Source organism: Magnetofaba australis IT-1 (genome assembly GCF_002109495.1).
Lineage (GTDB): Bacteria > Pseudomonadota > Magnetococcia > Magnetococcales > Magnetococcaceae > Magnetofaba > Magnetofaba australis.
Genome location: NZ_LVJN01000019.1, coordinates 89135 through 101206 on the forward strand (window position 1 = coordinate 89135; position 12072 = coordinate 101206).

Below are 12072 nucleotides of genomic sequence, written 5' to 3' on the forward strand. Positions count from 1 at the left end.
TCTCAGATTCGCCCGGCTTTTTTATCGGCTGACGCGTCAGCGTCAGGTGGTCGCCATATCGGCGTCTTCAATCTCCACCGCCAGGGCCATATCGCTGGCCTTGGTGAGGGTGATGGCGCCGGTGGGGCAGACGCGCATGCACTCATCATCCAGGCTGCAGGCGTCGACGCGGGCGCGGTCGATCACCGCCGGTTGCGCCTCACGCGGGTTGGTCCAGATCTCATGGGGGCAGATCGCCGCGCAGTTGCCGCAGCTGACGCACAGGCCATTGTCGATGGAGAGCAGCCCTTTACCGGCAATGGACTCCTCATTGATCTGTCCGCCACGCTTGCCGGTGTCTTCAGCGAAGTTGTCCTTGAGAATCTCCACGCGGATGGAGACCGAGGAGCCGTGAGTGACCAGTTTGGAGGTGCCCTTGGTCACCACCACTTTATCGCCCACATCCAGTAACCGCTTGTCGCGCATGAACTGCATGACGATGGGCTCGATCTCCGGATGCTCCTCCCGCGTGTAGTTGAACAGAGCGGGTTGCACCCCCCAGTAGAGGCTCATGCGGCGCACCGCGCCCACCGAGCGCGCCGCCCCCAGCACCGGCGAGCCGGGGCGGAACTGCGCCAACTCCCAGCAGGCGTTGCCGGAGACGGTGAGGGAGAGGATCCACTTGGCGTTGACCTGTTCGGCCATGCGCGCGCTGGCGGCCATGGCGGCGCCGCCGATGGAGTGGTTGTCCGGATAGATGGGGGCGCTGCGCGGAGTGGCTTCCGCCTCCTCCACAATGCGGCTCATGGTGGCCACGGTGTCGATGGGGTATTCGCCCACCGAGGTCTCCGCCGATAGCATCACCGAGTCGGCGCCGTCCCACACCGCGTTGGCCACGTCGGTGGCCTCGGCGCGGGTGGGCACCGGGCTGGAGATCATCGATTCCAGCATCTGCGTGGCGCACACCACCAATTTTCCTGCACGGCGGCAGCGCTCAATGATGTCGCGCTGGAGCGCGGGTACGCGGTGGTTGCCCACTTCCACCGCCATATCGCCGCGCGCCACCATCACGCCATCGGCCACGCGGATGATGCGATCAATATTCTCAATGGCTTGCGGTCGCTCAATCTTGGCGATGATGGGGATGAACAGTTTGCGCTCATGCAGCATGTACTGCACGTTCTTCACGCAGCGATCATCGCGCACAAACGACAGCGCAATATAATCCACCTCATGCTTGATGCCGAAGAATAGATCCTTCTGGTCCTTGGCGGTGAGGGAGGGGGCGGAGACGTCGGAGTCGGGCAGATTGATGCCCTTGTGGGACTTGAGCAATCCGCCATGCTCCACCGCCACCACCAAACCCGTCTCCACCTTCTCCACCGCCCGCGCCAGCAGTTTGCCGTCGTCGAACATGACCCGATCGCCTGCGTTGGCGTCGTTAACCAGCGCCGCATAGGTGGTGGGGATGATGCGATCCTGGAAGCTGGATGGCGCCCCGTTGGACTCCAACACCGCTTCCGGCAGGATCAGCCAGCGTTGTCCCGGGCGCAGTTGCAGCGGCTCATCCAGATTGCCCACGCGGATTTTCGGCCCCTGCAAGTCCAGCAGAATCGCCACTTCCTGACCGGTTTCCCGACTGGCTTGGCGAATGTTGTCGATGGTCTGTTTATGGGTGGCGTGATCGCCATGACTCATATTGATGCGGGCGGCGTTCATGCCGGCGTCGATCAGGCGCACGATCTGATCGATGGAGTTGGAGGCGGGCCCCAGCGTGGCGATGATTTTTGCGCGGCGGGCGGATGACATGGGCAAGGACTCCAAGAGGGTGTGAAAGGATTTGCAGAAATAACCGAAAAAATATAGCCGAAGGGTGTGACGATTTTAGGGCGGAATCAAGAAAATATCAGATATTTCGCTATTTTTCTCTTGTTGACCGACACGAATGGCTTGCGAGAAAATCATTATAATATTATATTGATTTGAGATGTTGTGGGTGAGGCGCGTCGCCACCGCCGGTTTGCGCAGCGCGATTTCCAAATCCCCCCTGGTTTTCTGTATCAAGGAGCGCGAGGACAATGCAGGCCGCCACACAATCGTTTAATCAAACAGACAATGACTTCCTGCGCGAGGCGCGACAAGCGCTGCGACGCTGGGGGCGCTGGGCGGCGCGCGGCGTGCCGTTGCCGCGCATGGCCGGGGGCGGCATGGCGCGCCTGCAGGATTATGGTCTGACGCCGGTGGAGCATAATCGTTTTGCGCCGTGTCCAGACGCCATAGCTGAGAGTGTGGAGAAGGTGCTGGTCGCTATGCAGCGGATCTTCCCGGATGAGGCGGAGATCCTCATGGCGCGCTATAAGGACGGCATGACCGACGCCAGTGCGGCGGCGCATCTGCATGAGACGCGAAATTTGCCCAAAAGCAAAAGCGCATTTCAGATTCATGCGGCGCGCGCCGAAGGGGTGTTTGTGGGGCTCTGGATGCAGAAGCCATAATCCGCCTGTTGATCATGCAAAAGAGGTTGGCTCTGCGGCGGCAAACTGACACAATGAAGCGATGCTACCAATGGGTTGTCAGATGACGGAATGTTTCATGAGGGTGTTCCCATGAGCGGGCGTACGGATGAGCAGGATCTGCTCTGTCGGCACATGGAGATGGATGGCGGGCGGCGTCTGCATATCGAGGCGAGCGTCACATTCGGCATGCTCAAGACATTGACCGATTTTCTCGAAGCCCAGATGGAGCAGAAAAAGCGCTATGAACAGGTGACTGTGGACTTGGCTGGCGCACCCTATCTCAACAGCTTTTTCTTTGGCGTTTTGCTGCTGTTGCGCGAGGTGAGCGCCGCCCCCGTCAAGTTGATGGATCCGAATCCCACAACATTGGAATCCCTGAAAAAAGCCAAATTGGATAAACTGTTTGAAATCGGCTTTCAGTCGTAAAGGCTCTTTATACAGGGGCCATTGCGCTGTTTTTGTGTGGTAAAGGGAAGACGCATGTGCAACATGGATCGGGTGTTTCGCAACAATCAGGAGTGGGCGCAACGGATGTCCGAGGATTACCGGGACGTCTTTCGCACGCTGGAGCAGGGACAAACGCCCAACTATATGTGGATTGGCTGTTCCGATAGCCGGGTGCCGGCCAATCAGATTACCGGGCTACAGCAAGGCGAGATCTTCGTCCACCGCAATGTGGCCAATGTGGTTAACCACTCGGATCTGAATCTTCTCAGCGCGTTGCAGTTCGCTGTGGAGGTGCTCAAAGTGCCCAACATCCTGGTGGTGGGACATTTCGGCTGCGGCGGCGTCAAGGCGGTGCTGGAGGGCAATCGCCACGGCTTGGTGGACAACTGGTTACAGCACGTGCGCGATGTGTACGGATTCCACAAACAGTTCATCGACGACGCTATCGATCCTAAGGAGCGCTGGCGGCGGCTGTGCAAACTGAATGTGGTGCACCAGGTCACCAATGTGGCGCGCACCACCATTGTCCAGGACGCCTGGGAACGTGGTCAGAAGGTCTCGGTGCATGGGCTGGTGTATGGCCTGCACGATGGTCTGTTGCGCGATCTGGAGGCCACCCACTCCTGCCTGGAGGATCTCGGCCGCGCCGGGCCTCATGCGTTGGACCTGATGCTGCGTCAGCCGCAGGAGTCATGCTGAATTCGCCAACCGCCCATCTGACCAGTTGGTCTGTCGCGCCCATCTGCCTCTTTGATCAGACGGCTCCTGCGCAGAATTGTGCATAGCGTGGGCGCCGATTGTCCGGGAATGCTTGGTGAATCGCCCGAACAATTTCGATTGCATAGCGAGACAGCAACGACTCGGTCAGGGATTATGCCGGAAAGATGGCGCCGCGCTCCACGCGGATGGGGAATGGCGTCAGAGGGGCTTCGTCGCAGTCGATGCTATGGCAGGAGCCATCATCAATGGCAAAGCGCGCGTAGTGATTGCGACACTTCAAGTGCTTGGCTTCCCAGTCAAAAAGTAGGGAGCCGGTCTCCGCATCCAAGCCCACGCCAAAGTGGGGGCAACGGTTCTCAAAAGCGCGCACCATGGCGCCGTGTCGAATGATCACCAGACCGCCTGGCGGTGTGAGGGGTGAAGGGGGAATCACCACGCCCCCCGGGTTTTCAATGTCATCCAAGCGACAGAGAATGTCACTCTCGGAGCTGTGGCCTTCGTCCAGTGAGTAGGGCATAGGGGCCTCTGTATCCGCAGTCGTTCCCGGCAGCAAGCGGCAACGTTACTTGTTCATACAGTTCAGCGTGCTTTTTTGGGCGCAGGCTTCGTCATACAGATTATCAAGCAGGTCAAACAGTTCATCTTTGACCGTGTTGAAGCGATCCATATTCTCCAACGCCTGATCCACCTGCTTGCTGGACACCAATGAGACAGTTTCCCTGGCAAGTTCATGAACTTGCAGATGGACCTCGCCCACTTTCTGGTAGATGGGCATGGCCCCGAAGCACTGCTCTCCATCGCTATAGTACCACTTGCCGAAGGCGCATTCACGGCCGCTGGCCACCTCTTCGGGTTTGAGCGCCGTGCGCCCGCGAATGACATCCTCCAACTTGCCCAGCCACTTCAAGTGGGCGCTCTTAATGCTGGCCACATCGAACGGCTGATCCCCCGCATTCAACTGGGCGGCGGACTCCACTAGCTTTTTGGCGGGAATCGCTGTGGTGCTGATCAGTAGGGAGGTGTGGTGAATGGCGCCGTCAATCAGGCCGGAGTTCTCCAGCATCTCTTTCAGGCGCGCTTCGGAGGCGGTCATGGATTGTCGTGCGGACTCAACGGATTTCAGCACTTCCTGGGAGCCTGCGCGCACCTCTTCGCTGCGTTGCAGCAGGCTGGCGCCTTCGTTGGCGGCTTCACTGGCGGAATGCGCGATGTCGCTGGCGCCGTTGGCCGCTTCCAGCGCTGAGCGCGCCACCTCTTCAGCGGCGGCGTTGAGCTCCTGGGCGCGCGCCGTCACCTCCGCCGCAGCGGTGGAGACCGCATCCATATTGCCGGAGATGCCGCCGATATTGTCGTTCTGTTCGCGCACCTGATCGGCGATCTCATCGTTGGCTTTGAAGATCCCCTCAATGCGCGTGAGCACCCCTTGATTGGCCTGGGACACCGCATCGGCGCTGGATTGAATCTCATGGATGGTTTTGGCGATCTGCTTGGTGGCTTCGGAGGTCTGCGCGGCCAACTCTTTGACCTCATTGGCCACTACGGCAAAGCCTTTGCCCGCCTCACCGGCGCCAGCGGCCTCGATGGAGGCGTTTAGAGCCAGCATGTTGGTTTGCTGGGCGATGCCGCTGATGGAGTCGGCCACGGCGCCAATGGCGCGCGCCGAGTCGTGCAGCTTCTGCATCGCTTTGGCAGAGCCCTGAGCTTCAACATTGGCCTCTTCCGAAGCTGAACGCGCCTCCTGACACAGATCGCGAATGCCGCTCAACGCCAGGTTCAGATCGCGGATGGAGGTGGCGACCTCCTTCACCGAGGTGTCCACCTGCTCCAGGCTGCCGTTGACGCCCGCAATGTTGGCGGTGATCTCTTCGGCGGCGGAGGCCATGGTGTTGATGTTGCCGGAGATCACCTCCGCATTGTCGGCGATGCCGCGAATATTGACTGATGCGCGTTCGCTGGCCTCGTTCATCTCGCCGACGCTGGCGGAGGATTGCTGCGCCGCCGAGGTGATGGCGGACATGGCCTGGTCGATTTGGTGCTGCTCGTCGACGATGTCCTGCGCCAGCGCATGGTTCTTATGCGAGTCGGTGGAGAGGCCGTCGCGGGCGATGGAGAGCTCGCCCACACAGGCGGTGATGGAGTTCACATGCAGGAACACCTTTTCGATCATGCTCAGGAATTGATTCGCCAATGAGTTGACCGCCTGGGTGATCAGCGCGATCTCGTCATTGCCCTCGCGCTTGGGCGTCTGCACCGTCAATTCGCCTTGGCTCAAGCGCAACAACACCTGGCGCAGTTGGGCCAGGGGGTGGGTGGCGAAGGAGCGCACCAGGAAGATCACCAGCAGCGCCACCACCAGCAAAATTCCTGCGCCAATGCCGAGGATATGCAGACGGATTTTGTTTAGGCGCGCATGGAGAGGGCCCAAATCGGCAATGATCTGAAAGGCGCCGCGCACTTCGCCGACTTTCCACCCCTCCATTTTCAGACCCAGCGTATCAAGGCCGTCTCCATTGTCATCATCCTCTTTTGCGCCATGGCACGCCATGCAGCCTTTGGTGAGGACGATGGGGCGCATGTAGCGCATCGCTTTGAGGTCATCATCGATGAGCCAGATCTCTTTGGCGTTTTCGCGCTTCATCTGTTCGAGCATTTCGCGCTCGACGCCTTTGGCTTCGTTGTCCGGGTTGCGCGCGTTTTCGCGCACCACGCGGAACTGATAGCCAGCGCCTTCGGCTTTGTGGTTGCCGATGGTCCAGCTGGCGACGATGGGAATGGATTTATAGTAGCGCGAGCCGCGCGCGGCCTGAATGATCTGTTCCGGGGTTTTGGCCCCGCTTTTGGCGACCATTTGCTGGGCTTCGTGGAGAAGTTCCGGATTGAAGATTTTCTCGTTCTGCAGCGTCTCCATGTATTGACGCGCCGCCTCCACCTGGGCGGTGATGGCGCGCGCTTCATCCAGGAATGCAAGCTCTTCTTCCTCTTTGGCCTGCCCGGTCCAGGCGATGAAGATTACGCCCAGGGCCAGCATCACTGTTTCGGTTCAGTTGGAAAATGACAAACAAGCCGTTTATAATGTGTAGATAATAAGCGGAGGTTTGTATGGAACGGAAGAAGCGGAGATTTACGGCTGAGCAGAAGGTAGGCTATGTGCGCCGTCACCTGGTCGAGAAGGTGGTTCTCTCGGATCTGTGTGACGAGGCGGGCATTCAGCCCAGCCAGTACTATCGCTGGCAAAAGGCTTTGTTTGAGAATGGCGAAGCGGCTTTGGCTGACAAACGCGGCCAAAAGGCTCGTGATCGACAGATTGCCGAACTAGAAGCGAAGTTGGCAACCAAAAATGAGGTTATGTCCGAGCTTCTTGAGGCGCATGTTGCGCTAAAAAAAAGTCTTGGGGTGAGCTGAACGGCTGCTGGGTGGAGCCGGACATACGGGATTCGGTGGTGGATTTCGTGGCGTTTTGGTCAGACAAGAGCGAAATCGACACGAGCCGGATTATCAACTGGATAGGCGTGCAAAGGGGCAAGTTCTATTCATGGCGCAAGCGCTATGGAATGGTTAACGACCACAATGGCCGTATTCCCCGAGATTTTTGGCTCTGGACGATTGGGAGAGGGAAGCGATTGTCGCCTTTTTCCTATGAACATCCGTCAGAGGGCTATCGGCGCCTGACCTACATGATGCTGGATGCAGGCGTGGTGGCGGTCAGCCCCTCTTCAGTGCTGCGTGTGCTCAGAACTGCCGGGCTGATGCGTCGTTGGAGCCCACCGCCCTCGCAGAAGGGCACAGGGTTCAAACAGCCTTCGGAGCCGCATAAACACTGGCATGTGGACATCTCCTATCTGAATATCCAGGGGACGTTCTACTATCTGTGCAGTGTCCTGGATGGATGTAGCAGGTTTATCCTCCACTGGGAGATTCGTGAGTCGATGAAGGAAGATGAGGTTGAAGTGGTCCTGCTCCGAGCTCAGGAGGCCTATCCGGAAGCTAAGCCGCGGCTGATCTCAGACAATGGGCCGCAGTTCGTTGCCAACGATTTTAAGGCGTTCATCCGGGAATCCGGCATGACGCATGTGAGGACTTCGCCTTACTATCCGCAGAGCAACGGAAAACTGGAGCGTTTTCACGGTAGTTTGAAGCGTGAGTGCATTCGGCCTCAGACGCCATTATCGCTGGAAGATGCCCAACGGGTTGTGGGAAAGTACGTCGAGCATTACAACACCCGGCGGCTCCATAGCGCCATCGACTACGTCACCCCACAGGATCGCCTGGAAGGGCGGCATGTGCAGATCCTGGCCGAACGAGATGAAAAGCTTGAGGCGGCCAGAGAACGGCGTCGGACGACGCACCAAAAGCAGTCTTTTCAGCCATCCCAAAAAATGGCTGAAAAGGCGAACAGCTAACTGATATTTTGGTTTAGACGGTTGTCATGTTTCCGCTGAACCAGCACATCACCAGCAGGTTGATGGAGAGGACGATTTTTGCGCTAAAAGAGAGGCGAGAGAGCATGTTAACGACGCCTTAATCTCCGGCGGCGCACTTATGAGACGGTGTTTAGAGGTCTGGCGCCACGCATGTAAGGTCAATAAAAGACCGGGGAAAGATGCAAATCATATCATTTCCGTCAAAGAGCGCAACGTGAACTTTTGCATGGCGATTTATAAACATTAATATAACTGCAACACGCATCCATCCGCGTTCACGAGTACAGGATGACAATCGCGCACAGACGCCTGAAAATTGCATTTGTCACGCATTAAGCAATTGAATTATAATGATTGTCGTACATGCGACACGCCTTTAAAGCGTGGTGATGCGCACCTCCAGCAAGCCGCCGATGACCAACACCTCCTCTTCGCCTTTGAGCATGCCGGGTAACAGATGGTTGTAGAAGAACACCTTGGTCAGCGGGATTTTGGCTTCCAGAATGTAGTCGCCAAACTCATCAGCGCGCTCACGCTCCTCTGAGAAGGAGCTGAGGTTATTCAGCAACACCACACGACGCCCCTTTTTCGCCTTGGCCAGCACTTCATACTGATCCACTGCGTTGACGCCGCGAAACAGCGGCCAGAACTCCTCCTCATCGCCAAAGCGCTTTTTCAGCTCGTATTGACAGTAGTGGTAGAGCACGTCCAGTTGCGATTCCAGCGCGCTGGTGCCATAGAGACCGGCGGACTGCATGGCAAGGAAGTTCTGGTAGGCCTCGCTCTCATAGTCATCCAGTTGGGTTTCATGGTAGCGCGGCAACAAGCCAAAGCGCGAAGCAACCCACCCTTTGAGCACCGCCGCCTCCCTGCCATCGGGATTGAACAGCCAACCGCGCAGCATGCGCAGGTAGTCGGCCTTGATGCGCTGCTTCTTGCCGCCGGGCGCATACCCCATCTCTTCCGGGTTCTTCAGCATGAAGGTGGCGTCCATGTAATCCATGAACAGTTTGGCGCGCTGGCCCGGGTTATCCAGCAGCTCCAAGGTTTGAAACAGCGTCTTGTGCAGCTCCAACACGCCGGTGAGAGCCAATGGCGCGGGCTTGCGCTGGTAGAGGAGCCCCCCCAAAGCGGCGGCGGGCAGGGTGCATCGGTTAAACAGACTGCGCGCGCGTTTGGGGATCGCCAGATCCAGCTCGTCCAAATTGTCCACAACGCTACAATTGTTTGTGCTTTGTCGCATTTGTCGCTTCGTGTCTGGGGGTTGTTGTTAGTAAAAAAACATAAATAAAAACAGTGCTCTAATAAAAATTTCAAAATTGGCGCCGGGGTTGCGCTAGTGAGGGGCAAGAAGCGAACCCCGCCGTGACCAACAGAGGCGCGGCTGACACATCATAAACGAATTCACGTTGAAATGAAGGAGTGTTCCCATGGCTCTGCGTCAATGCGCTATCTACGGTAAAGGCGGCATCGGTAAATCCACCACCACCCAGAACCTGTGCGCCGCCATCGCCGAAGCAGGCAAAAAAATCATGATCGTCGGCTGCGACCCCAAAGCTGACTCCACCCGTCTGATCCTGCACTCCAAAGCTCAAGAGACCATCATGAGCCTGGCTGCTGAAGCCGGTTCCGTGGAAGACCTGGAGCTGGACGACGTGTTGAAAGAAGGCTTCGGCGGCATCAAGTGCGTCGAGTCCGGCGGTCCTGAGCCCGGCGTCGGCTGCGCTGGCCGCGGCGTGATCACCGCCATCAACTTCCTGGAAGAAGAGGGCGCTTACGAAGAAGACCTCGACTTCGTGTTCTACGACGTGCTGGGCGACGTGGTGTGCGGCGGTTTCGCCATGCCCATCCGTCAGAACAAAGCCCAAGAGATCTACATCGTGGTCTCCGGCGAAATGATGGCCATGTACGCCGCCAACAACATCGCCAAGGGCATCGTGAAGTACGCCTCCTCCGGTTCCGTGCGCATCGCCGGTCTGATCTGCAACAGCCGTAACACCGACCGCGAAGACGAGCTGATCATGGCGCTGGCCGAGAAGCTGGGCACCACCATGATTCACTTCGTGCCCCGCGACAACGTGGTGCAGCGCGCTGAAATCCGCCGCATGACCGTGATCGAGTATGATCCCCAGGCCAAACAAGCCGATGAGTATCGTCAGCTGGCCAACAAGATCATCGCCAACAAGAACCTGCAAGTCCCGACCCCCATCACCATGGACGAGCTGGAAGACCTGTTGATGGAATTCGGCATCATGGAAGAAGAAGACGAGTCCATCGTCGGCAAGACCGCTCAAGAAGAAGCGACTGCCTGATCACGCGGATCGCGCTAAAATTCCGTATCACACGACTGCAGAGCCTGTTTCCCAAACCCGTCCTCGGACGGGGGCGGGAACTCTGCGCCGTTTTTTCCCATACCAGGAGTCCCATCCATGTCTCAAGCTCTGACGCGTGAAGAAGCGCAAAGCCTGATCGACGAGGTCTTGGAGGTTTACCCCGAGAAGGCCAAGAAAGATCGCGCCAAGCACCTGACCCCCAACGACACCGGTCTGGAGTCAGCCAAGAAGTGCATTACCTCCAACCGTAAGTCCCTGCCTGGCGTGATGACCATCCGTGGTTGCGCCTACGCTGGCTCCAAAGGTGTGGTATGGGGTCCCATCAAGGACATGATCCACATCTCCCACGGTCCGGTGGGTTGCGGTCAGTACTCCCGCGCCGGTCGTCGTAACTACTATGTGGGCTACACCGGGGTTAACACCTACGGCACCATGAACTTCACCTCCGACTTCCAAGAGAAGGACGTGGTGTTCGGCGGCGACAAGAAGCTCGAAAAGATGATCCACGAGATCAACGAGCTGTTCCCGCTGGTCAAAGGCGTTTCCGTGCAGTCCGAGTGCCCCATCGGTCTGATCGGCGACGACATCGAAGCGGTCGCCCGCAAGACCTCCGCCGCCATCGAAAAGCCGGTTGTGCCCGTGCGTTGCGAAGGTTTCCGCGGCGTGTCCCAGTCCCTGGGTCACCACATCGCCAACGACGCCGTGCGCGACTGGGTGCTGGACAACCGTGAAGGCAAGCTGCCCGAAGCCGGCCCCTACGACGTGGCCATCATCGGCGACTACAACATCGGCGGCGACGCCTGGTCCTCGCGCATCCTGCTCGAAGAGATGGGCCTGAACGTCAAAGCGCAGTGGTCCGGCGACGGCACCCTGGCCGAGATGGAGAACACCCCCTCGGTCAAGCTGAACCTGATCCACTGCTACCGCTCCATGAACTACATCTCCCGTCACATGGAAGCCAAGTTCGGCATTCCCTGGATGGAGTACAACTTCTTTGGTCCCACCAAGGTTGCCGAGTCGCTGCGCGCCATTGCCGCCAACTTCGACGACAAGATCAAAGAAGGCGCCGAGCGCGTGATCGCCAAGTACACCCCGATCATGGAAGCGGTCATCGCCAAGTATCGTCCCCGTCTGGAAGGCAAGAAAGTGATGCTGTACGTGGGTGGTCTGCGCCCCCGTCACGTCATCGGCGCCTACGAAGATCTGGGCATGGAAGTGGTGGGCACCGGTTACGAATTCGCCCACAACGACGACTACGATCGCACCATCCCCGAGATGAAAGACGCCACCCTGATCTATGACGACGTCACCGGCTACGAGCTGGAGAAGTTCGTTGAGCGCGTCAAGCCCGACCTGGTCGGCTCCGGCATCAAAGAGAAGTACGTGTTCCAGAAAATGGGCATCCCCTTCCGTCAGATGCACTCCTGGGACTACTCCGGTCCTTACCACGGCTATGACGGCTTCGCCATCTTCGCTCGCGACATGGATATGACTGTGAACAATCCGTGCTGGAGCCAGATGAAGGCGCCTTGGAAGTAAGGATCTGCGGATCCTGACCCGCTTGTCCCGGCAGCCGCCCTCTGGGCGCCGGGTGGGTCAACGCCATTCCCTCGGTTGGGGAGAGGCATCCGGTTGACGGACCGCGCGCGCCGCGCG

Annotated in this window: 11 protein-coding genes; 7 read left to right on the top strand and 4 right to left on the bottom strand. The window is 58.3% G+C overall.

The annotated features are described in order from the left end of the window. Positions 1-42: 42 nt before the first annotated feature. Positions 43-1788, bottom strand: a complete 1746-nt coding sequence (gene pyk / locus MAIT1_RS09865; protein ID WP_085442116.1) for a pyruvate kinase — start codon at positions 1786-1788, stop codon at positions 43-45. Between the two features lie 269 nt (positions 1789-2057). Here pyk and MAIT1_RS09875 point away from each other — a divergent pair, with 269 nt between their 5' ends. From MAIT1_RS09875 to MAIT1_RS09885, 3 genes are all read left to right on the top strand, one after another. Continuing rightward, positions 2058-2474 carry an antiterminator Q family protein gene (locus tag MAIT1_RS09875; protein ID WP_085442118.1) on the top strand — a complete coding sequence of 139 codons (417 nt, stop codon included), beginning with the start codon at positions 2058-2060 and terminating at the stop codon, positions 2472-2474. A gap of 111 nt (positions 2475-2585) precedes the next feature. Then, positions 2586-2921 carry an STAS domain-containing protein gene (locus MAIT1_RS09880; protein ID WP_085442119.1) on the top strand — a complete coding sequence of 112 codons (336 nt, stop codon included), beginning with the start codon at positions 2586-2588 and terminating at the stop codon, positions 2919-2921. A gap of 54 nt (positions 2922-2975) precedes the next feature. Further along, a complete protein-coding gene (locus tag MAIT1_RS09885) occupies positions 2976-3641 on the top strand; it encodes a carbonic anhydrase (RefSeq protein WP_085442120.1) in 666 nt (221 codons plus the stop codon). A 172-nt stretch (positions 3642-3813) separates the two neighbouring features. Here the strand turns inward: MAIT1_RS09885 and MAIT1_RS09890 are convergent, their stop codons facing one another. Further along, the gene (locus tag MAIT1_RS09890) at positions 3814-4179 is read right to left on the bottom strand and encodes a Rieske (2Fe-2S) protein (protein WP_085442121.1); all 366 of its coding nucleotides are present in this window, start codon (positions 4177-4179) and stop codon (positions 3814-3816) included. Positions 4180-4224: 45 nt separating this feature from the next. Further along, entirely contained in the window at positions 4225-6690 is a 2466-nt protein-coding gene (locus MAIT1_RS09895) for a methyl-accepting chemotaxis protein (RefSeq protein ID WP_085442122.1), read from the bottom strand. A gap of 71 nt (positions 6691-6761) precedes the next feature. On the opposite strand from MAIT1_RS09895, the gene MAIT1_RS09900 reads away from it, so the two are divergent. Together MAIT1_RS09900 and MAIT1_RS09905 are read left to right on the top strand one after the other, a co-directional pair. Next, positions 6762-7064, top strand: coding sequence for a transposase (locus MAIT1_RS09900; protein ID WP_085440272.1), 303 nt, complete (start codon positions 6762-6764; stop codon positions 7062-7064). 11 nt (positions 7065-7075) lie between these two features. Continuing rightward, positions 7076-8062, top strand: a complete 987-nt coding sequence (locus MAIT1_RS09905) for an IS3 family transposase (RefSeq protein WP_198947858.1) — start codon at positions 7076-7078, stop codon at positions 8060-8062. A 397-nt stretch (positions 8063-8459) separates the two neighbouring features. On the opposite strand, the gene MAIT1_RS09910 is transcribed toward MAIT1_RS09905, so the two are convergent. Then, positions 8460-9296: an NAD(+)--dinitrogen-reductase ADP-D-ribosyltransferase gene (locus MAIT1_RS09910; protein ID WP_241893451.1), complete on the bottom strand. Its 837-nt coding sequence runs from the start codon at positions 9294-9296 to the stop codon at positions 8460-8462. A gap of 217 nt (positions 9297-9513) precedes the next feature. Between MAIT1_RS09910 and nifH the strand changes: the two genes are divergently transcribed. Continuing rightward, positions 9514-10395 carry a nitrogenase iron protein gene (gene nifH / locus MAIT1_RS09915; RefSeq protein ID WP_085442124.1) on the top strand — a complete coding sequence of 294 codons (882 nt, stop codon included), beginning with the start codon at positions 9514-9516 and terminating at the stop codon, positions 10393-10395. 117 nt (positions 10396-10512) lie between these two features. Further along, entirely contained in the window at positions 10513-11955 is a 1443-nt protein-coding gene (gene nifD / locus MAIT1_RS09920; protein ID WP_085442125.1) for a nitrogenase molybdenum-iron protein alpha chain, read from the top strand. Positions 11956-12072: the final 117 nt, after the last annotated feature.